This is a genomic window from Mesorhizobium sp. M0340 (assembly GCF_040321535.1).
In the GTDB taxonomy this organism is placed as follows: Bacteria; Pseudomonadota; Alphaproteobacteria; order Rhizobiales; family Rhizobiaceae; genus Mesorhizobium.
This window is the reverse complement of the sequence record NZ_JAMYRR010000015.1, coordinates 21,218-41,293: the sequence shown is the minus strand read 5'-3', so window position 1 is coordinate 41,293 and position 20,076 is coordinate 21,218. Positions and strand designations below refer to the sequence as shown.

18 protein-coding genes are annotated in these 20,076 nt (G+C 63.3%); 12 read left to right on the top strand and 6 right to left on the bottom strand.

Going from position 1 to position 20,076, the window contains the following annotated elements; all coding sequences use genetic code 11:
- Positions 1–31: 31 nt before the first annotated feature.
- Entirely contained in the window at positions 32–1,060 is a 1,029-nt protein-coding gene (locus tag NKI79_RS21005) for a zinc-binding dehydrogenase (RefSeq protein WP_352804014.1), read from the top strand.
- Between the two features lie 2 nt (positions 1,061–1,062).
- The gene (locus NKI79_RS21000) at positions 1,063–2,055 is read left to right on the top strand and encodes a lipid A biosynthesis lauroyl acyltransferase (RefSeq protein WP_352804012.1); all 993 of its coding nucleotides are present in this window, start codon (positions 1,063–1,065) and stop codon (positions 2,053–2,055) included.
- Positions 2,056–2,198: 143 nt separating this feature from the next.
- On the opposite strand, the gene NKI79_RS20995 is transcribed toward NKI79_RS21000, so the two are convergent.
- Positions 2,199–2,627 (bottom strand): L,D-transpeptidase, encoded by a 429-nt coding sequence (locus NKI79_RS20995; RefSeq protein WP_352646859.1) that lies wholly within the window; start codon positions 2,625–2,627, stop codon positions 2,199–2,201.
- A gap of 221 nt (positions 2,628–2,848) precedes the next feature.
- Here NKI79_RS20995 and NKI79_RS20990 point away from each other — a divergent pair, with 221 nt between their 5' ends.
- From NKI79_RS20990 to NKI79_RS20970, 5 genes are all read left to right on the top strand, one after another.
- Positions 2,849–4,138 carry an acetylornithine deacetylase/succinyl-diaminopimelate desuccinylase family protein gene (locus tag NKI79_RS20990; RefSeq protein WP_352804009.1) on the top strand — a complete coding sequence of 430 codons (1,290 nt, stop codon included), beginning with the start codon at positions 2,849–2,851 and terminating at the stop codon, positions 4,136–4,138.
- Between the two features lie 130 nt (positions 4,139–4,268).
- Positions 4,269–5,747 (top strand): ABC transporter substrate-binding protein, encoded by a 1,479-nt coding sequence (locus NKI79_RS20985; RefSeq protein WP_352804007.1) that lies wholly within the window; start codon positions 4,269–4,271, stop codon positions 5,745–5,747.
- A 247-nt stretch (positions 5,748–5,994) separates the two neighbouring features.
- Positions 5,995–6,942 carry an ABC transporter permease gene (locus NKI79_RS20980; RefSeq protein ID WP_352804005.1) on the top strand — a complete coding sequence of 316 codons (948 nt, stop codon included), beginning with the start codon at positions 5,995–5,997 and terminating at the stop codon, positions 6,940–6,942.
- On the top strand, positions 6,939–7,808 hold the full coding sequence (locus tag NKI79_RS20975) for an ABC transporter permease (protein WP_352804003.1): 870 nt from the start codon (positions 6,939–6,941) through the stop codon (positions 7,806–7,808). Before NKI79_RS20980 ends, NKI79_RS20975 begins: the two co-directional genes overlap by 4 nt.
- Positions 7,805–9,427, top strand: a complete 1,623-nt coding sequence (locus NKI79_RS20970; protein ID WP_352804001.1) for an ABC transporter ATP-binding protein — start codon at positions 7,805–7,807, stop codon at positions 9,425–9,427. Before NKI79_RS20975 ends, NKI79_RS20970 begins: the two co-directional genes overlap by 4 nt.
- A gap of 10 nt (positions 9,428–9,437) precedes the next feature.
- Here NKI79_RS20970 and NKI79_RS20965 read toward each other — a convergent pair whose 3' ends face one another.
- Positions 9,438–9,869 (bottom strand): tellurite resistance TerB family protein, encoded by a 432-nt coding sequence (locus NKI79_RS20965; protein ID WP_352505767.1) that lies wholly within the window; start codon positions 9,867–9,869, stop codon positions 9,438–9,440.
- Positions 9,870–10,045: 176 nt separating this feature from the next.
- Here NKI79_RS20965 and NKI79_RS20960 point away from each other — a divergent pair, with 176 nt between their 5' ends.
- The 3 genes from NKI79_RS20960 to NKI79_RS20950 all read left to right on the top strand — a co-directional run bounded on the left by NKI79_RS20960 (position 10,046) and on the right by NKI79_RS20950 (position 11,650).
- Positions 10,046–10,216, top strand: a complete 171-nt coding sequence (locus NKI79_RS20960) for a hypothetical protein (RefSeq protein WP_254818195.1) — start codon at positions 10,046–10,048, stop codon at positions 10,214–10,216.
- Positions 10,217–10,326: 110 nt separating this feature from the next.
- A complete protein-coding gene (locus NKI79_RS20955) occupies positions 10,327–11,154 on the top strand; it encodes a helix-turn-helix domain-containing protein (RefSeq protein ID WP_352803996.1) in 828 nt (275 codons plus the stop codon).
- A gap of 73 nt (positions 11,155–11,227) precedes the next feature.
- Positions 11,228–11,650, top strand: coding sequence for a VOC family protein (locus NKI79_RS20950; protein WP_352477625.1), 423 nt, complete (start codon positions 11,228–11,230; stop codon positions 11,648–11,650).
- On the opposite strand, the gene NKI79_RS20945 is transcribed toward NKI79_RS20950, so the two are convergent.
- On the bottom strand, positions 11,647–13,116 hold the full coding sequence (locus tag NKI79_RS20945; protein ID WP_352803993.1) for a cobyric acid synthase: 1,470 nt from the start codon (positions 13,114–13,116) through the stop codon (positions 11,647–11,649). The two genes, NKI79_RS20950 and NKI79_RS20945, sit on opposite strands and share 4 nt — an antisense overlap.
- 1 nt (position 13,117) lies before the next feature.
- Positions 13,118–13,732 carry a dimethylsulfonioproprionate lyase family protein gene (locus NKI79_RS20940; RefSeq protein ID WP_352803991.1) on the bottom strand — a complete coding sequence of 205 codons (615 nt, stop codon included), beginning with the start codon at positions 13,730–13,732 and terminating at the stop codon, positions 13,118–13,120.
- Positions 13,733–13,870: 138 nt separating this feature from the next.
- Here NKI79_RS20940 and NKI79_RS20935 point away from each other — a divergent pair, with 138 nt between their 5' ends.
- Both NKI79_RS20935 and mmsB read left to right on the top strand, forming a co-directional pair.
- Positions 13,871–15,037, top strand: a complete 1,167-nt coding sequence (locus NKI79_RS20935; RefSeq protein WP_352803988.1) for an isobutyryl-CoA dehydrogenase — start codon at positions 13,871–13,873, stop codon at positions 15,035–15,037.
- Between the two features lie 127 nt (positions 15,038–15,164).
- Positions 15,165–16,049 (top strand): 3-hydroxyisobutyrate dehydrogenase, encoded by an 885-nt coding sequence (gene mmsB / locus NKI79_RS20930; RefSeq protein ID WP_352803986.1) that lies wholly within the window; start codon positions 15,165–15,167, stop codon positions 16,047–16,049.
- A 322-nt stretch (positions 16,050–16,371) separates the two neighbouring features.
- Here mmsB and NKI79_RS20925 read toward each other — a convergent pair whose 3' ends face one another.
- Together NKI79_RS20925 and NKI79_RS20920 are read right to left on the bottom strand one after the other, a co-directional pair.
- Positions 16,372–17,751, bottom strand: a complete 1,380-nt coding sequence (locus tag NKI79_RS20925) for an aspartate aminotransferase family protein (protein ID WP_352803984.1) — start codon at positions 17,749–17,751, stop codon at positions 16,372–16,374.
- Positions 17,752–18,005: 254 nt separating this feature from the next.
- The gene (locus NKI79_RS20920) at positions 18,006–20,075 is read right to left on the bottom strand and encodes a prolyl oligopeptidase family serine peptidase (RefSeq protein ID WP_352803982.1); all 2,070 of its coding nucleotides are present in this window, start codon (positions 20,073–20,075) and stop codon (positions 18,006–18,008) included.
- Position 20,076: the final 1 nt, after the last annotated feature.

Genomic DNA, 20,076 nt, shown 5'->3' with positions numbered 1-20,076 from the left:
CTTTTTCAGCCGGACTGAACCGACAGGCACCATGCGCGCATTGCAACTTATCGAGGATCGCCGGCTTGAAACGGTGGACCTGCCGCCACCGCCGCCGCCGTCGCTCGGCGAGGTGACGCTGCGCATCAAGGCCGTGGCGCTGAACCACATCGATGTCTGGGGCTGGCGGGGCATGGCCTTCGCCAAGCGCAAGCTGCCGCTGGTCGTCGGCGCCGAGGCGTCAGGCGAGGTCGAGGCGGTCGGCCCCGGCGTTTCCAGCCTTGTGCCCGGACAGTTGGTGTCGATCTATGGCGCCCGCACCTGCGGGCTTTGCCGCGCCTGCCGCGAAGGCCGTGACAATCTCTGCGAGCATGTTTCGGGCGTTCACGGCTTCCATCTCGACGGTTTTGCGCAGGAAAAGATCAACCTGCCGGCGCGCCTTCTGGTCCCCGCCCCGCCAGGCGTGAGCGAAATCGGCGCGGCGGTGGCGCCTGTCACCTTCGGCACGGTCGAGCACATGCTGTTCGACAATGCCCGGCTGCAGCCCGGCGAGACGATACTGGTCCATGCCGGCGGCTCCGGCATCGGCTCCGCCGCCATTCAGCTGGCCAAGAAGATGGGCTGCACGGTCATCACCACCGTCGGCTCGAACGACAAGATCGACAAGGCCAGGGCGCTCGGCGCCGACCACGTCATCAATTACCGCGACGACCGCTTCGAGGGCGTCGTGCGCAAGCTGACCAAGAAGAAGGGCGTCGACGTGGTGTTCGAGCATGTCGGCGCCGACACCTTTGCCGCGTCCATGCTGTGCCTCAAACGCGGCGGCCGGCTGGTCACCTGCGGCTCGACCTCCGGCGTGTCGACGCAGATCAATTTGATGCAGTTGTTCCAGCAGCAGCTGAAGCTGCTCGGCTCGTTCGGCTGCCGCATGGAAAACATGGCCGACGCCATGCAGAAGATGGCGGCGGGCCTGGTCGCGCCGGTGATCGACACCGAGGTCGGCTTCGACGGCATCGATGCGGCGCTGAAACGCATGGAAGGCCGCGACGTCTTCGGCAAGATCATCCTGCGCGTCGGCTGAGAATGATCGGCAACGCCTTCAAGAAGATCCGCAGGGACCTGGGATTCCGCTATGGCAGGCGGCTTCGCCAGTTCAACTACTGGCTGGTCGCGCGCGTCGCGATGATCATCATCTCCGCGCTGCGCCTGCTGCCGCCCGACAGCGCGCTCAATTTTGCCGACCGCGCCGCCCGCCGCATCGGCCCTTGGGTGGCGCGCCATCAGGTTGCGGTCGACAATCTGCGCCAGGCCTATCCGGAAAAAAGCGATGCCGAGATCGAAGCGATCGCTTCCGACATGTGGGGCAACATGGCCCGCCTGGCCGCCGAATACATTTTTCTCGATGCTTTGTTCGACTACGATCCCACTGCGACGAAGCCGGGCCGTGTCGAGGTCAAGGGCGTGGAGCATTTCGTGCGCATCGCGGGCGAGGACAAGCCGCATATCGTCTTCACCGGGCATCTCGGCAATTTCGAGCTGCTGCCGGTGGCGGCGGCGACCTTCGGCATGAACATCACGGCGCTGTTTCGCCCGCCCAACAACCCTTACCTCGCCGACTACATCCTCTCGACCCGCCGCTCGAGCATGGGATCGCTGCTGCCATCTTCGACGGGTGCCTCGTTCGCGCTTGCGGCCGTCCTGGAGAAGGGCGGCAATATCGGCGTGCTGGTCGACCAGAAATTCACCGGCGGGCTCGAGACGACATTCTTCGGCCGCCCCTGCGAGAGCAACCGGGTCCTCGGCACCCTGGCGAGGCACTACGATTGCGATGTCTACCCGGCGCGCTGCGTGCGCTTGCCGAACAATCGTTTCCTGCTCGAGATCGAGGACAAGCTCACCTTGCCGCGCACCGCCGGCGGCAGTGTCGACGTCCCCGCCACCACCCAGCTTCTCAACGACGTCGTCGAGCGCTGGGTGCGCGAAGACCCCGGCCAGTGGATGTGGTTCCACAAGCGCTGGGAGATCAGCGGCCGCAAAAAGCGTCGGCCGGCGACAATGCGCCACAAAGCCGTCTGAGCGCACCATCTTTTTTGGGCACAAGCCTTATTTTGTTCTTGCTTTGTGCCGGCAGCTATGCTACTAATTTCGCTATGGTGCTATTTGGCTCCGGCGAACCCGCCCGCTCCGGCGGGTTTTTTGTTGCGGCCGAGGAGCAGACCCTAATTCGTCACGAGGATCCGCGTATTGCCGAAGCCGGCCTTGCGCACCATCGAATAGAATGCGGCCGCGTTGCTGGGGTGAAGGCGCACACAGCCATGCGATGCCGGGCGCCCCAATTGCCGGATCGCGCCGGTGCCGTGGATGGCATAGCCGCCGCGGAAGAACACCGAATAGGGCATCGGCGACATGTCGTATTTGCGCGAATACCACATCCGGGCCGTCCGCTGTGGACGATAGCTGCCGCGTGGCGTGATATAGCCTTTGCGGGCGGTGGAAACGCTCCATCGGTAATACGACAGCCCGTATCTTACCGTCATCGTCTGTGAGGAAATATCGATGTTCGCGACCAGGCTGGCCGCACGGCTCTCGAACGACGAACCGAACAGCATCGCTACTAATGTTGCTGCCATGAGAACAGTGTTTTTCATGCAATCAAACCCCTTTGATGCCCCTTGCCTGCCTGCCTTCAGCTGTTCTCCAGCGTTTTGATGGCAAGCCAGCGAGCTAACACTTACTCCCTGACGATTTCACCAATCCCAAGCAGCGAATTTGAACGATTTCCCGCAATAGTTGCCGTAACGACACGCAATCGCCTGGCAATTCGCCATTGGGCTTGCAAAACCCCCTCATCCGCTGCTCAATTCGCCGAATGAACGAACCGAACGAACGGCTCCTCAAGGCTATCGATGACCGAGCCGATGATCTGGTTGCACTGACTGCGGATCTGATCCGCTTTCCGACCATCAATCCGCCCGGCGAAGCTTATCGGCCATGTGCCGAATATATCGGCGCGCGGCTGAAGAAGCGTGGTTTTGAGACCGAATTCATCCGTGCCGAGGGCACACCTGGCGACACTGACCGTTACCCGCGCGTCAACGTCGTCGCTCGCTTCGATGGCCGGGCGCCGGGTGCTTGCGTGCACTTCAATTCGCACATCGACGTCGTCGAGCCCGGCGACGGCTGGAGCCTCGATCCGTTCGCCGGCATCGTCAGGGATGGCAAGGTCTATGGCCGCGGCGCTTGCGACATGAAAGGCGGGCTTGCCGCCTCGATCATCGCCGCTGAAGCCTTCATGGAGGTCTTTCCCGATTTTCCCGGCGCCATCGAGATTTCAGGCACGGTCGACGAGGAGTCCGGCGGCTTTGGCGGCGTCGCGCATCTGGCCAAGCTCGGCTATTTCTCCAGGCCGAAGGTCGACCACGTCATCATTCCCGAGCCGCTCAACAAGGATCGCATCTGCCTTGGCCATCGCGGCGTCTGGTGGGCGGAGATCGAGACCAGGGGCGAGATCGCGCACGGCTCGATGCCGTTCCTCGGCGACAATGCGGTGCGCCATATGGGCGCCGTGCTGCGCGCCTTCGAGGACGAATTGTTTCCGGCGCTCGACCGCAAGATGACGCGCATGCCGGTCGTGCCCGAAGGCGCAAAACGCTCAACCATGAACATCAACTCGGTCCATGGCGGCCAGACGGAGGATTTCCGGCCCGGCCTGCCCTCGCCCAACGTGCCCGATTCCTGCCGGCTGACCATCGACCGCCGCTTCCTGCTCGAAGAGGATCTCGCTACGGTCAAGAGCGAGGTGACCGATATCCTCGAACGGCTGAAGCGCGAGCGCAAAAAGTTCGACTACGAAATCCGCGATCTGATGGAGGTGCTGCCGCTGATGACCGAGCGCGACGCGCCGGTGGTTAAGGCGGTCACGCAAGGCATCATGGAGATATTCGACCGCGAACCGGATTATGTGATTTCGCCCGGCACTTACGACCAGAAGCACATCGCCCGTATCGGCCACATCTATGACTGCATCGCCTATGGCCCGGGCATCCTCGATCTCGCCCACCGGCCCGATGAATGGGTCGGCATTGCCGATATGCTGGACTCGGCAAAGGTGATGGCGATCGGCCTCGACGTTCTGCTGAGGGACGCCGGCCCGCGATGATCCGGCCATGGGCGAAAAAACATTCCTCCCGGCGACCGCCGACGGGACGAAACGCAATTTACTCGGCGGCGAATTCACGCTTCTATCCGGCCGGGTTTGAGCACGTGTTTTAGACATGGGGAGTTGCACGATGAAATTGTGGAAAACCATTCTGGCCGCCGCGGCGCTGGCGTTGGCCGCCGGAACCTCGGCGATGGCCGCGCGCACCGACCTGGTCATCGGCATTACGCTCGAACCCCCGCATCTCGACCCGACCGCGGGTGCCGCCGCGGCAATCGACGAGGTACTCTATGCCAATGTCTTCGAGGGCCTGACCCGCATCGGCCCGAACGGCGAGGTGCTGCCCGATCTCGCGGAAAGCTGGAGCATTTCCGACGATGGCAAGGTCTACATTTTCAAGCTGCATACCGGCGTGAAATTCCATGACGGCACCGACTTCAACGCCGATGACGTGAAATTCTCGCTCGACCGTGCCCGCGCCGAAAATTCCGTCAACGCGCAAAAGGGCCTGTTTGCCGCCATCGACAAGGTCGAGGTTGTCGATCCCGCGACGGTAAAGGTCACGCTGAAGAACCCGCAAGGCTCGTTCCTCTACAATATGGGCTGGGGCGACGCGGTTATCGTGGCGCCTGAGACAGCCGACACCAACAAGGAAAAGCCTGTTGGCACCGGCCCATTCAAGTTCCACAACTGGGCCAAGGGCTCATCGATCACGCTGGTCAAGTCGGACAATTACTGGGGCGCCCCGGTATTCCTCGACAAGGCCGAGTTCCGCATCATTCCGGATGCCGCCGCCGCCGTTCCGGCGCTGCTTTCCGGCGACGTTCAGGCCTTTCCGTTCTTCGACCCCGACAGCGTCGCCCAGGTCAAGGACGACCCACGCTTCAAGGTGGTGATCGGCTCGACCGAGGGTGAAACCATCCTGTCGATCAACAACAAGAAGCCGCCGTTCGACAAGCTACAGGTCAGGCAGGCGATTTCCTTTGCGCTCGATCGCAAGGCGATCATCGACGGCGCCTCGGCCGGGCTCGGCGTGCCGATCGGCTCGCACATGTCGCCCGCCAGCAAGGCCTATGTCGACCTCACCGGCCTCTATCCGCACAATGTGGACAAGGCCAAGGAATTGCTGAAGGAAGCCGGCCTAGAGAATGGCTTCAAGGCGACGCTCAAGCTGCCGCCGCCCTCCTACGCGCGGCTCGGTGGCGAGATCATCGCCTCCGAGCTTCGCGAAATCGGCATCGATCTCGAGATCATACCGGTTGAATGGGCGCAATGGCTGGACCAGGTCTTCACCAAGAAGGATTACGACCTGACCATCGTTTCCCATACCGAGCCTAACGACATCGATATCTATTCGCGTAAGGACTATTACTTCAATTACGACAATCCGGCGTTCGACAAGATCATCGAGGAGCTGAACCTTACCTCCGATGAGGCCAAGCGCACGACGCTGCTCGGCGAGGCGCAGAAGGTCCTGGCAGATGACGCCGTGGTCGGCTTCCTGTACGAATTGCCGAAGGTCGGCGTCTGGGACGCCAAACTGCAGGGCCTGTGGGAAAACGCCCCGATCCAGGCCAACGACCTGACCAAGGTGAAGTGGACGGATTGAGGCGCTGACAGAAGGGGCGAAAGTTGCACTCCGTCACACCCCCCTCTGTGCCGGACATCTCCCCCTCAAGCGGGGAGACTGGCCGTTTCCGCGCTGGCACTGCCCTTGCAACGCCAGTGGTTAGCGAAAGCGGCGATGAGGGCTCAATCTCCCCGCTTGAGGGGGAGATGTCCGGCACAAAGGGTGGGCGGGAACGCAAGCTTCGCCCGGTTTTTGCGTTCGCCAACACAGCGGTTCCTCAACGTCCATGACCGCCTACCTCCTCAAGCGGCTCGCCATCGCCGTCGTCACGCTGGTTCTGGCCTCGATGGTGGTGTTTGCCGTGCTGGAAATCATTCCCGGCGACCCGGCGCGGCTGATGCTTGGCCTGAACGCCAGCGCCGACCAGATCGAATTGCTGCGCAACCAGATGGGTCTCAACGCTCCCGTCGTGCTGCGCTATCTGCATTGGGCCGGCGGCTTGCTGAGCCTCGATTTCGGCCGTTCCTACACCTATTCGGTGCCGGTCATCGATCTGGTCCGTGAGCGCCTCGTCGTCTCGCTGCCGCTGGCACTGATGGCGCTGGCGCTGTCCACCATCATTGCCATTCCGGTCGGACTGTTTTCCGCCAGCCGGCACGGCCGGGCCGGCGACACGATCGCGATGGGTGCCGCCCAGCTTGGCGTCGCCGTGCCCAATTTCTGGTTTGCGCTGATGCTGATTTATCTGTTCGCCGTCTGGCTGCGGCTGGTGCCGGGCGGCGGCTTTCCCGGCTGGAGCGCCGGCGTCTTGCCGGCACTGAAATCGCTGCTTCTGCCGGCGGTCGCCCTCGCTCTGCCACAGGCGGCGATCCTCGCCCGGGTCACCCGCTCGGCGCTGATCGAAGTGCTGAACGAGGACTACATCCGAACCGCCCGCGCCAAGGGCCTGCCCTATCGCCTTGTCTTGTGGCGGCATGCGCTGCGCAACGCCATGATCCCGGTGGTCACCATTCTAGGCCTGCAATTCGCTTTCCTGCTTGCCGGTACCATCATCATCGAGAACGTCTTCTATTTGCCCGGCCTCGGCCGGCTGGTGTTCCAGGCGATCAATCAGCGTGACCTGATCGTGGTCGAGAGCGTCGTCATGCTGCTGGTTGCCGCCGTCATCGTCGTCAATTTCATTGTCGATCTCTCCTATGCGGTGGTCGATCCGCGCCTGAGAGGCAGGCAATGACGCTGCACATCGACATCCCCGACGAGAACCTTGCCAGCATCCTGGTCAAGGCGTTCAAAAACCGTTCGTTCCTTGCCGGCTTCGTCATCACCGCACTGGTGGCAGCGGTCGCGATCATCTCCTTCTTGTGGACACCTTACGACGTCACCAGGCTGGTCATTTCCGACAAGACCCAGGCGCCATCGCTGGCGCACTGGTTCGGTACGGACCATTTCGGTCGCGACATCCTGTCGATGATCATGGTTGGCGCCCGCAATTCGATTGCCGTGGCGCTGGTGGCGGTCGGCATCGGCATGGGCGTCGGCGTGCCGCTCGGCGCCTTTGCCGCGGCGCGCGGCGGCATCGTCGACGAAGTGCTGATGCGGCTGAACGATTTGGTATTCGCCTTCCCTGCCCTGCTTTCGGCGATCATGATCACCGCCATCTTCGGGCCGGGCGCGTTCAACGCCATCATTGCCATCGGCATCTTCAACATCCCGGTGTTCGCGCGTGTCGCCCGGGCCGGCGCCCTGGCGATCTGGCCGCGCGAATTCATCCTCGCCGCCCGCGCCGCCGGCAAGAGCAGGACGCTGATCAGCGTCGAACATGTGCTGCCCAACATCGCCACGCTGCTGCTGGTGCAAGGCACCATCCAGTTCGCGCTGGGCATACTGGCCGAAGCCGGGCTTTCCTATGTCGGGCTGGGCACCCAGCCGCCAATGCCGAGCTGGGGCCGCATGCTGTTTGACGCCCAGACCCGCATGGTGGTGGCGCCTTGGATGGCGATCTTTCCGGGCATGGCGATCGTCGTCACCGTGCTTGGCCTGAACCTGCTTGGCGACGGCATTGCCGACATTCTCGATCCGAAATCGCGGCGGCAGCGATGAGCCTGCTCGAAATCGAGAAGCTGTCGCTGACCATCGGCAGCACCCGTATCCTCAGAGACATCGAACTTTCCGTCGCGCCGGGCGAAGTGATGGGGCTGGTTGGCGAATCCGGCTCCGGCAAGTCGATGACGGCGCTCACCGTCATGCAGCTTCTGCCCTGGGCAGCGCATACCAGCGGACGCATCACCTTCGACGGCATCGACATCCTTGCCGCCAGCGAGGACCAGATGTGCGCGCTGCGCGGCGACGACATCGGCATGGTGTTCCAGGAGCCAATGACGGCGCTCAATCCGGTCAAAACCATCGGCGAGCAGGTCGCCGAGGGTATTCGCTGGCACACCAGGGCGAGCCGCGCCGACGCTGAGGAACGGGCGCGAAAAATGCTGGACCGGGTCGGCCTGCCGGCAGCACAATTCCCGCTCTCGCGTTATCCGCACGAACTCTCCGGCGGCCAGCGCCAGCGCGTCGTCATCGCCATCGCCTGTGCGCTGAAGCCCAAGCTGCTGATTGCCGACGAGCCGACGACCGCGCTCGACGTGGTGCTGCAGGCGCAGATTCTCGAGCTGCTGCGCGACCTCGTAGCGGAAAACCGCATGGGTCTTCTGCTGATCTCGCACGACCTCGCAGTGGTGACCGAGATGGCGGACCGCATCATCATCCTGCGCCATGGCGAGGTGATGGAGGCCGGCGATACCGCGCGCACGCTGTCCGAACAGCTTCATCCCTACACGCGACAGCTGGCGCAGGCCTCCATGCATGTGCCGGCGCGGGCCCGCACACATGACAGCGGATCGGCCAAACCGCTGCTTCAGGTAGAGAACGTAACGCGGGATTATCCGGGACGGCGCACCTCCCTGTTGAAACGCGCGGCTCCAATCCGCGCCGTCGACGATGTCTCCTTTGCGATGGCGCCCGGCCAGTCGGTGGCGCTCGTCGGCCGTTCCGGCTGCGGCAAGTCGACGCTCGCCCGCATGGTCCTGGCGCTGGACGGGCCGACATCGGGAGCGATCCGCTTCCGCGGCGATACCCTCACCGGCAAGAGCGAGGCGGAGCTGAAGCCGGCACGGCGCAACATGCAGGTCGTGTTCCAGGACCCGTATGGTTCGTTCGACCCACGCCAGAAGGTCGAAAGATTGGTGGCCGAGCCGCTGCATGTGCTGGAGAAGAAGCCGGCGCCCGCCGCACGGCGCGAGATGGTGGCGCATGCGCTACACGAGGTCGGCCTCTCGCCAGGCGACATGGACAAATATCCGCACGAGTTTTCGGGCGGCCAGCGTCAGCGCCTGTCGATCGCCCGCGCCATCATCACCCGGCCGAAGCTGGTCGTCGCCGATGAGCCGGTCTCGGCGCTCGACGTCTCGATCCGCGCCCAGATCCTCGATTTGTTCGCGGAGCTCAACCAGAAGCTCGGTATCGCCTATCTGTTCATCACCCATGATCTGACCGTCGCCCGCGCCATCACCGACGAAGTGATGGTCATGCATGACGGCAAGATCGTCGAGCGCGGCAGGACAAGCGAAGTGCTCGACCACCCGCAATCCGCAGCGGCCAAGGCGTTGGTCGCCGCCGCTCCAGATTTGCACCGGGCAATTGCGAAAAGGCTGCAGGAACAGGGGTGAGCGGCGACCGTTAGCCTTGCGGCTTCACCACATCGGCAGGGCTGATTTCAAGCAGGTCGAGGGTGCGGCGTAGCAGCTGCATCTCACTCCCGGCAAGTTGCGAATCGGCCTTGGCGATCTCGGCCATATGGCGGGCGAGCAGCTTGCGCCGTTCGACATCGAGGTCGCGGAACTGCGCGATGGCCTGCGAGCCGTTGGTCTCGTAGCCGAATTCGTTGAGGTATTCGATGACGCTGTCGACGCTGGTTTCGGGAATGCCGAAGGCGTCCCTGCAGATACGCCTGAAGGCGGTCATTTCGCTTTCGCTGACCGACCCATCGGCCAGTATCATGCGGAACAGCATCAGTAGCTCCGCCGACAGCACCGGATCGTCCGCCACCTTGCGCACGCCGGGGTCGCCGTCGAAAATCGAGCGTATCTGGTCCAGCAATCCCATCGCCATCAGCCCCTTCCGATTCGTTCGGAAGGTAGCGCGGAATCGGCCTGGCGCAAACGGGGATGCGCGTGCTGGAGCCGCATGTTTTCTCGCCGGAAAGCTGCAAGCCGCTGCGCTCATTGGTGTGTGACCGTGCGACTGATACTATGCCGCTGTACGAATCATGTGGAGGAGGGACGGACATGAATCTCAGTGCACCTACCCAGCTTATTTTTATCATATCCCTTGTCATCGCCATCATCGGCGTTCTCGCCGCGCTTGGCGTTCTTGCGTTTATCCCTTTGGCTTCCGTGTGGATTGTCGTCATCGCCTACATCGTGCTGGCCGCCGGCTGTCTGATGCGCGGCGCTTAACACGTCCAGACAATTCGGAATCTCAGGCAACTCGGAGCGCCCGGCCAAAAGCCGGGCGCTTTTGATTCTGCAGGATGGTCTGTTAGAATTCCTGGACCAGGGAAAGCACAATGCCCACCAGCGAAGACGGCAGCCGCCACGACGGCCCGGAGCTCGATCGGTTCGAGATGGTGCGGCGCGCGCCGAGCCATCGGCTTCAGGGCGCCGTCACTGACATGTGCGGCTTTCGCGAAACCATGCCAGGCCATTTCCGCGCGATCGAATATGCCTCGCTGACCGTGCCGCTGGTCATCAGCTTTGCCGAACCCTTTGCCATCGGGCTCGGCAGGAACCCCAGCGACAATGACCGCTTCGCCAGTTTTGCCGCCGGCCTTTATGCCGGGCCGGTGGTGATCGAATCCTTCGGCGGCGCCTGCTGTGTGCAGATCAATTTCACTCCGCTCGGCGCTCGTCGCTTCTTCGGCCGCCCGATGAGCGAACTGACCGACCGCATGGTCGGCCTGGATGACGTGCTCGGCGTCGAAGGCATCGCGCTTCGCGAAAGGCTTGGCAATGCGCCGGATTGGAGCTCACGCTTTGCCATCGCCGAGGCCTTCGTCGGCGATCGGTTGGCAACCGCAGACCGCACTCAGGCCGAAATGGTCTGGGCCTATGAGAAGATCGTCTCGACGCGTGGGCGGACCCGCATCTCGACGCTGGCCGAAAAGCTTGGCTGGAGCCGCAAGCATCTTGCCGGAAAATTTTCGGACGCAGTCGGCACCGGCCCAAAAACGCTGTCGCGCATCGTCCGTTTCAACCATGCGCTTGGCCTGTCGAGACAGGCCAACAGTGATTGGGCCGACATCGCCGCCGACTGCGGCTATGCCGACCAGGCGCATCTGGTGCGCGAGTTCCGCGACCTCGCAGGCGTCACGCCGACCACTGTCGCCGCGAGGTAACATTTCTTCAAGACGCGCAACCAGCCTTCGCCCAGACTGGGTTGATCGACCAACCCGCTGAAGGAGATCAGTCATGCCGAACATCACCGAGCCACCGCGGTTTTATCCGGCGCTGCGCTACAGGAATGCCGGCAGGATGATCGATTGGCTGTGCGAGGCCTTCGGCTTTAGCGTTCGCGCCCGCTATGGCGAAGGCGACGTGGTGCACCATGCCGAACTCGCTTTCGGCTGCTCGATCATCATGCTCGGCACGGCCCGCGACGATGCCTATGGCAAGATGGTCGGCGCGCCCGGTTCGGGCGGTGGCAAGTCGATCTACGTTGCGGTCGCTGACGCAGATGCGGCATACGCGCGGGCAAAGACCGCTGGCGCCCAGATTCTGGAAGAACTCACCGACCGCGACTATGGCAGCCGCGAATTCATCTGCCGCGATCCGGAAGGCAATGTCTGGTCGTTCGGCACCTACTGGCCGAAGGCTGACGAGCCCGCCAGCTAACGCGCCAGCCCAAAGATGGCGTCGCAGTCGAGGTGGGTTTCCAGCTCGGCGGCGATCTCGTCCAGTGCCCGTTCGACCTCGGCGCGGTAGTCGATGCCGCCGCCCTTGACGCCGAGGCTTTCGAGGAATTTCGCCCGGAAGGAATCGGCGGAAAACAGCCCGTGCATATAGGTGCCCAGCACCTTGCCGTCGGCCGAGATAGCGCCGTCATCGATGCCGTTGATAACGGCGGACGGCCGCAGCGTGTCCGGACCGGTGGTGCGGCCGAGATGGATTTCGTAGCCCTCGAGCGGCAGATCGAACGGCACCGAGCGCGCGCTGACATTGCGCACCGTCTTTTCCGGCTCCATCACCGTTTCGACGTCGAGCAGCCCGAGGCCTTGCGTCTCGGTAACGCTGCCCTCGATACCATCGGGATCGCGCACGACATGGCCGAGCATCTGGAAGCCGCCGCAGATGCCCACGATATGGCCACCGCGTTTCCTGTGCGCGGCAAGGTCGCGGTCCCAGCCGTTCTCGCGGAATTTCAGGAGATCGCCGATCGTCGACTTCGAGCCGGGAATGACCACCAGCCCTGCATCCTGCGGCAGGCGCTGGCCAGGCGGCACGAACACCACCTCGACCTGCGGTTCGGCCTTGAGCGGGTCGAGATCGTCGAAATTGGCGATGCGCGAGAGCACCGGCACGGCGATCTTCAGCGCGCGCTTCTCACCGGACGCCAACCGTTCGAGCACGACGGAGTCTTCCGACGGCAGCCGCGCCGCCGCCTTCAGCCACGGCACCACGCCAAAGCAGCGCCAGCCGGTGAATTTTTCGATCGCCTCGATGCCATCGTCGAAAAGCGTGACATCGCCGCGGAACTTGTTGATGAGATAGCCGCCGATCATGCGCCGGTCCTCGTCCGGCAGGATCAGGTGGGTGCCGGCGACCGAGGCGATGACGCCGCCGCGATCGATATCACCGACCAGGATCACCGGCACGCCGGCGCGCGTCGCAAAGCCCATATTGGCAATGTCGCGGCTCCTGAGGTTGATCTCGGCCGGCGATCCCGCGCCCTCGACAATGACCAGGTCCGCGCCCTCGCCGACCGTCGCCCAGGAGTCCAGCACCGCATCCATCAGTCGGCCCTTCAGCGCCTGATAGTCGCGCGCCCGCGCCTCGCCGAACACCTTGCCCTGCACTACGACTTGAGCGCCGACATCGGTCTGCGGCTTGAGGAGCACCGGGTTCATGTGGATGGTCGGCGGCACGCCGCAGGCGATCGCCTGCAGCCATTGGGCGCGGCCGATCTCACCGCCGCCTGAAACGCCTGGAATATCGGCGACAGCGGCGTTGTTCGACATGTTCTGCGGCTTGAACGGCCGCACTTTCAGCCCACGGTTCCTGGCCGCGCGGCACAGACCGGCAACGAGCACCGTCTTGCCGACATCCGAACCCGTGCCCTGCAGCATGATCGCCTTGGCCATATCAGTCCCTGCCCTGCGCAACGGTTACGGTGATCGTCGACTTGGCTGCCAGTGGCCCGCCGCGCCAGAGATAGAGCGCCAGCAGCGGCTCCTTGCCGGTGCGCATGGCGTGGCTGACGCCAGAGGCATGGCGGATCACCTCGCCCGGCGCTCGAAGGCGAAAACCGCCATCGCCCATGCGCCATTCGGTGCCGCCGGTCAGCGGGATGTAGATCTCCTCCGCGACATGGTGGTGGTCGGGGTAGACGATGTCGGGTCCAAGGATCAGCAGGCCGGCCGCGACCTCTTCATTGACGAAATGGCCGCGCGTACCAAACACCTCCAGCCAGCCGTAATTGTCTATGAAAACCTTGCCGAAATCCGCTTCGCCATAGGTCTGGCCCCAGCGCAGATCGCCGCGACGCTCCGCAACCAGCCGCGCCAGCGGCTTGGCCGCAGCGGGAGCGAGTTCGACGATACGGTCGAGCTGGACGAGACAAGGCAGCGCATGCGGTTCGAGCGGCCGGCTTGGCATATCCCAGCCGATCCGGGCCACGGCGTCGCGCACCAGCGCAGCATCGAACGTCTGGAGATAGGCATGGAAGCATCCAAGCAGTTCGTCGAAAGTTGTCGTCACACTTTGCTCCAAAGCGCATTCGCGCACAGCGGCTGCGCAGACGGGTCGGGTTGCGCGGCGGCATCATTGGTCTAGATTGGGCGGCGCGCAAAGCCAAAAATGACAGGCCAGCAGGCCGGAAACGTCAGGGAGCACGCCATGGACGCCGCTGTCGATGCTGGCACCGGCCAGTTCGAACTCAACGAGGACCAGCGCGCCATCCAGGAGATGGCCGAGGCCTTCGCCGCCGACCGTGTGGCGCCGAACGCACTCGACTGGGATCGCAACAAGTATTTCCCCGCCGACGTGATCCGCGAGACGGGCCCGCTCGGCCTTGGAGGCATATATGTCCGCGAGGATGTCGGCGGCTCGGGGCTCGGCCGGCTCGACGCCGTGCTGATCTTCGAGGCGCTTTCTCGGGCCGATCCGGCGTTTTCCGCCTTCATCTCTATCCACAATATGGCGGCATCGATGATCGACCGCTTCGGCAGCGACGAACAGCGCCGGCGCTTCCTGCCGAAGCTGACCTCAATGGAATGGCTGGCAAGCTATTGCCTGACCGAGCCCGGCTCGGGCTCGGATGCGGCGGCGCTGAAGACGCGCGCGACAAAGAGCGGCGGCGACTACGTGCTGAACGGCGCCAAGCAGTTTATCTCCGGTGCCGGCGACAGCGACCTCTATGTCGTCATGGCGCGCACCGGCGCCGACGGGCCGAAAGGCATTTCTACCTTCGTCGTGCCGAACGATGCGCCGGGCCTTTCTTTCGGCGCCAACGAGCACAAGATGGGCTGGCACATGCAGTCGACGCGCCAGGTCGTCTTCGAGGACTGCAAGGTGCCGGCGGAAAACCTTCTGGCGGCAGAAGGCGCCGGCTTCGGCATCGCCATGGCCGGGCTCGACGGCGGCCGGTTGAACATCGCCGCCTGCTCGCTCGGCGGCGGGCAATCGGCACTCGACAAGGCGCTCGCTTACACGGCCGAGCGCAAGGCTTTCGGCTCGAAGATCAACCAGTTCCAGGCGCTGCAGTTCAAGCTTGCAGACATGGAAACCGAATTGCAGGCAGCGCGCGTCTTCCTCTACACCGCCGCTTCGAAGCTCGACCGCAACACGCCGGATGCCTCAAAATGGTCGGCGATGGCGAAGCGCTTCGTCACCGACACCGGCTTCAATGTCGCCAACGACGCCCTGCAGCTGCACGGCGGCTATGGTTATCTGCACGATTACGGCATCGAGAAGCTGGTGCGCGACCTGCGTGTCCACCAGATCCTCGAAGGCACCAACGAGATCATGCGCGTCATCATCGCTCGCGCCCTGATTGGACGGTAGAGAATTTAGTGAGTAGTGAGTAGTGAGTAGTTAATGGTGAATGGGTGAATAACTCATATAGAACATGACTAACCCATGATCCCTGATGACTATTCACTATTCTCCATCCCACCCACGGAGCGCCATCATGACCACCATCGCCTTCATCGGCCTCGGCAATATGGGCAATCCGATGGCCTCCAACCTGGTCAAGGCCGGGTATGCCGTGTACGGCTTCGACCTGGTGCCGGAGAACCTCGTCATCGCCAGGGAACACGGCGTCGTCATCATGGCCAACGCCGTTGCAGCGGTGAAAGACGCCGATGCGGTCATCACCATGCTGCCAGCCGGTAAGCATGTTCTGTCGGTTTACGCAGACATAGTGTCCAAGGCAAAAAAAGGCGCGCTGTTCATCGATTCCTCGACCATCGATGTCGAGTCGGCTCGAAAGGCCCATACCATCGCCGCCAAGCACAGGTTGCTGTCGATCGACGCGCCAGTCTCCGGCGGCACGGGCGGTGCGGCGGCCGGCACGCTGACCTTCATGGCCGGCGGTTCGAAGGATGCCTTCGCCAAGGCCGAACCAATCCTCAAGCCGATGGCCGGCCGCATAGTTCATTGCGGCGACGACGGCGCCGGACAGGCGGCGAAGATCTGCAACAACATGATTTTGGGCATTTCGATGATCGGTGTTGCCGAGGCCTTCGTGCTGGCGGAAAAGCTCGGCCTGTCGCACCAGGCGCTGTTCGACGTCGCCTCGACCTCGTCCGGCCAGTGCTGGTCGCTGACCACCTATTGCCCGGTGCCCGGCCCGGTGCCGACTTCGCCCGCCAACAATGGCTATAAGCCTGGCTTCGCGGCGGCACTGATGCTGAAGGACCTGAAACTGTCGCAGGAGGCCGCACAGAGCGTCGGTGCAGCAACGCCGCTCGGCGCCGAGGCAGCTCAGCTCTATGCGCTGTTCAACGCACAGGGGAATGCCGGTGCCGATTTTTCCGGCATCATTAATTTCCTCCGTGGTAACCCCGCGTAAGCTCCAAGTTCACAGGTTTTCGATCTGCCCAAAGCGGAAAGTCGGCAAATTTAGGTTTGCTTAAGCTCTTGCTAACCCTGCAGTAACGATATGCGTTTAAAACGGATTGCGAGGCGGACATCCGCCCGGCGCTCCGGATCAGGTCTCGCGTACCGGAGCCCGTAAGTTTCGCCTTTAGTTTCGCAAGTGTATTGTTGGCGAAGCGCCGTGCGTATCTGGCAAAGCCGCGTTCCGATGGAGCGCGGTTTTTGCGTTTCGCTTCCTCGCCCGGCAAGCGCTCGGTCGATCGCCGGGCGTCCGACATGGAGCGCCCGGCGGTCGTTCACCGCTTGCGCAGATCTGCTTCGGCCAGATCGAGCGCCTTTGCGATACGATCGCAGGCCATGTCGATCGTCTCGCGCGTCCAGATCAGCGGCGGCGACAGGATCATCGTGTCGCCGGTGGCGCGCAGCATCATGCCCTGGGCAATTGCGTGGTCGCGAACGGTCACCGCCGCGTTGCCGGCCGGCAGGAAGCGTTCCTTGGTTGCCTTGTCCTTGACGATCTCGATCGCTCCCATCAGCCCGAACGAGCGCACCTCGCCGACCAGATCGTGCTCGCCGAGACGTTCCTGCAAAGCCCTGGCGAAGTAAGGCCCGGTGTCGTTCCTGACGCGCTCGACCAGCCCCTCGCGCTCGATGATCTCGAGGTTCTTCAGCGCCACCGCGCAGGCCACCGGGTGCCCGGCATAGGTGTAGCCGTGATAGAATTCACCGCCCTTTTCGACCAGCGTCGCCGCGATGCGGTCGCCGACCAGCAGCGCCGACAGCGGCTGATAGCCAGAGGTCAGCGCCTTGGCCGTGGTGATGGTGTCGGGCTCGACATCGAAGGCTTGTGCCGCGAACCACTCGCCGGTGCGGCCGTAGCCGGTGATGACCTCGTCCAGCATCAGCAGGACGTCGTATTTGCGGCAGATGCGCTGCACTTCCGGCAAATAGCTCATCGGCGGGATCTTCACCCCGCCTGCCCCCATCACCGGTTCGCCGATGAAGGCGGCCACCTTGTCGGCGCCAGCTTCGAGGATCGCGTCCTCGACCGCTTTTGCCGCGCGCAGGCCGAAATCATGGTCGCTTTCGCCGGGCAGTGCGAGCTCATAGGCATAGGGCATCATTACATGGACGATGTTGGGCACGGCGCCGCCGAGCTGCTTGTGCATCAAATCCATGCCGCCGAGCGAGGCGCCGGCGATGGTCGAGCCGTGATAGCCCATCTTGCGCGAGATGATGCGGTTCTTCTCCGGTTTGCCTTCCAGCACCCAATAGTGACGGACCAGGCGCAGCGCCGTGTCGTTGGCCTCCGAACCGGACGAGCCGTAGAACACCTGGTTGATGTGCCTTGGCGCGATCTCCGCCAGCTTTTTCGACAGCAGAACCGGCGTCGGCGTCGAGCATTTGAAGAAGGAGTTGTAGTAGGGCAATTCCTTCATCTGGGCGTAGGCGGCGTCGGCCAGCTCGTCGCGGCCATAGCCGACATTGACGCACCACAGCCCTGCCATGCCGTCGAGGATTTCCGTCCCTTCGGAATCGTAGATGAACGGCCCGTTGGCGCGAGTGATGATCCGCGAGCCGGTCTCGCGCATCTCTTTGTGGTCGGTGAACGGATGAAGGTGATGCGCGGCATCGATCTGCTGAAGCTGCTTCAGCGAATAATTCTGGTAGGTCATGTCTGATCTTTCCTCTTGAACCAATCCGGCAGCTTTTGCGCCGGGGCGGATTCGTCAGAGGACAGCGGGCGGCGAATAGCCGATGCGGGCGCACAGCCGCAACAGCTCGGCGCGAAGCGTGCGCGGCGACGGCGTCACCGCGACCCCAAATGCGCAACCCGATTTCGCCAGCCGAGCCATGCATGTACCTTAGGCTGCCTCGAGCCCTCAGTTCAAGCCGTGCCGGTCAAGCGACGCCGGTCAATTGGTGCCAGTCAATTGGTGCCAGTTAGGGCCCGCTGCAGGAAGACATATTTCATCGCCGCCTGGGCTGCTTGCGGCCGCCGATCGCCGCGTCCGCCATGGCCGCCCTCGGTCTCCTCGAAGAACAGCGTCTTGCCGTGGCCGGCCGCCTGCAGCCGTGCCGCCATCTTGCGCGCGTGCCCGGGATGGACGCGATCGTCGGCGGTCGAGGTCGTCAGCAACACCGGCGGATAGGCTGCGTCCGTGTCTACATGCTGGTACGGCGAATAGGCGGCGAGCCAGGCTGCCTCTTCCGGCTTCGCCGGATCGCCATACTCGGCCATCCACGACGCGCCGGGCGGCAGTTCGGTGTAGCGCAGCATATCGAGCAGCGGCACCTCGATGATCACGGCACCGAACAATTCCGGGTGCTGGGTCAGCGAGACGCCGGTCAGCAAGCCACCATTCGATCCGCCTTGGATGCCCAGCGTGGCGGGCGTAGCGATGCCGCGCTTCACCAGATCTTGCGCGACCGCGGCGAAGTCGTCGAAGGCATTCTGGCGATTGGCCTTGAGCGCCGCCTGATGCCAGTTCGGGCCGAACTCGCCGCCGCCGCGTATGTTGGCCTGCACATAGGCATTGCCCTTCTCCAGCCACAGCCTGCCGCGCACGCCGGCATAGCCGGGCAGCAGCGGCACTTCGAAGCCGCCATAGCCGTAAAGCAATGTCGGCACGGGTCCATGCAAGTCGCGCCTCCTGACGACGAAGTACGGGATCATCGTGCCATCCTTCGAGCGCGCTTCGAACTGTTCGGAGACCAGCGACGACGCATCGAAACGCGCCGGCTGCGACTTCACCGTTGCGAGGCCCGCGGCGTTGTCGTCCGACCAGATGATCGAGCTCGGCGTCAGGAAATCGGTGAAGGAGAAGGAGACGCTGGAACCGAAATGCTCGGCATGGCTGATGCCGACATTGCCGTTTTCGGGCAAAGCCACGGGCTTGAACTCCCAGCGGCTGTCGCTGCGCTTGCCGGCGACGACCTTGCCGCGCACATTGTCCATCAAATTGATGAACAGCCGGTCCTGCGTGCGGGCAATACCGGCGATCGAGACACGATGCGCCGGCTCGAGCACGGTATCGAGGGATCCGAATAGCCCGGTTTCGATCCAGCGCTCGAAATCGAGTGAATAGAGCCCGTCGGGCTTGCATAGCGTGCCGTCCGGCGCCGTCCATGGCGTACGCACGCCGAAGACAAGCTGGCCCTTGAACACCGCTGTATCGGTGACGTCGTCCGGCAGCGGGATGCGCCTGTTTTCGCCCGATGGCAGCCGCAGGAAACTGTGCGAGGCGAAGAAGTCGATGGTCCGGGCGAGGAAAACATGACGCTTGTCGCCGTCGAATTCGACGGACCCGCCGGCGGCAAGATCCTGCTTCAGCGCCTCAAAGACCGGCATCGCCTCGTTCAGTGGCGTGCCGCGCCGCCAAAGCTTGACCACGCGCGGATAACCGGACTGGGTCTTGTCGTCCTCCTCGAAGGCGGCGGAAACGATAACCGTGTCCTCGTCCAGCCAGCTAAAGCTCGACTTCGAGGCAGGAGCACGAAAGCCGCCATCGACGAAGGACCTGCTTTCGATATCGAATTCGCGCATCTCGCTGGCATCGCCGCCATCCGGCGACAGGCTGAGCAGGCAGCGGCTGAAGTCGGGATAAAGTCGGCTGGCGCCGCTGAACACCCATTTCACTCCCTCTTTCGCCGCCAGGCTGTCGAAGTCGATGATCGTCTGCCATTCCGGCTTGTCGGTCTTGTAGGACGCGACCGTGGTGCGCCGCCAGAGGCCGAGTACGTTCGTTCGGTCCTGCCAGAAATTATAGACATAGCCGTTGATAGCGGCCCCGACGGCGATGTTATCCTCGGCCGTCATCAGGTCGAGCGCCGTCTGGAACGACGTCTGATAGGACGGATCACCCTGCAGCTCCCCGACCGTGATCGCATTTTGGCGATGCACCCAGTCGAGCGCCTGCTTGCCCCTCCTGTCCTCCAGCCAGAGAAACGGGTCTTCGGCCGCCGAACCCGGCTGGCCCTTGGTATTCGATTTGGTCATG

Coding starts and splice junctions, on each gene's coding strand:
- NKI79_RS20960 (WP_254818195.1), top strand. CDS start 10,046: ATGAATCTCAGTGCACCTACCCAGCTTATTTTTATCATATCCCTTGTC.
- NKI79_RS20990 (WP_352804009.1), top strand. CDS start 2,849: ATGAACGAACCGAACGAACGGCTCCTCAAGGCTATCGATGACCGAGCC.
- NKI79_RS20945 (WP_352803993.1), bottom strand. CDS start 13,116: ATGGCCAAGGCGATCATGCTGCAGGGCACGGGTTCGGATGTCGGCAAG.
- mmsB (WP_352803986.1), top strand. CDS start 15,165: ATGACCACCATCGCCTTCATCGGCCTCGGCAATATGGGCAATCCGATG.
- NKI79_RS20935 (WP_352803988.1), top strand. CDS start 13,871: ATGGACGCCGCTGTCGATGCTGGCACCGGCCAGTTCGAACTCAACGAG.
- NKI79_RS20980 (WP_352804005.1), top strand. CDS start 5,995: ATGACCGCCTACCTCCTCAAGCGGCTCGCCATCGCCGTCGTCACGCTG.
- NKI79_RS21005 (WP_352804014.1), top strand. CDS start 32: ATGCGCGCATTGCAACTTATCGAGGATCGCCGGCTTGAAACGGTGGAC.
- NKI79_RS20920 (WP_352803982.1), bottom strand. CDS start 20,075: ATGACCAAATCGAATACCAAGGGCCAGCCGGGTTCGGCGGCCGAAGAC.
- NKI79_RS20965 (WP_352505767.1), bottom strand. CDS start 9,869: ATGGCGATGGGATTGCTGGACCAGATACGCTCGATTTTCGACGGCGAC.
- NKI79_RS20970 (WP_352804001.1), top strand. CDS start 7,805: ATGAGCCTGCTCGAAATCGAGAAGCTGTCGCTGACCATCGGCAGCACC.
- NKI79_RS20955 (WP_352803996.1), top strand. CDS start 10,327: ATGCCCACCAGCGAAGACGGCAGCCGCCACGACGGCCCGGAGCTCGAT.
- NKI79_RS20995 (WP_352646859.1), bottom strand. CDS start 2,627: ATGAAAAACACTGTTCTCATGGCAGCAACATTAGTAGCGATGCTGTTC.
- NKI79_RS20950 (WP_352477625.1), top strand. CDS start 11,228: ATGCCGAACATCACCGAGCCACCGCGGTTTTATCCGGCGCTGCGCTAC.
- NKI79_RS20985 (WP_352804007.1), top strand. CDS start 4,269: ATGAAATTGTGGAAAACCATTCTGGCCGCCGCGGCGCTGGCGTTGGCC.
- NKI79_RS20925 (WP_352803984.1), bottom strand. CDS start 17,751: ATGACCTACCAGAATTATTCGCTGAAGCAGCTTCAGCAGATCGATGCC.
- NKI79_RS20975 (WP_352804003.1), top strand. CDS start 6,939: ATGACGCTGCACATCGACATCCCCGACGAGAACCTTGCCAGCATCCTG.
- NKI79_RS21000 (WP_352804012.1), top strand. CDS start 1,063: ATGATCGGCAACGCCTTCAAGAAGATCCGCAGGGACCTGGGATTCCGC.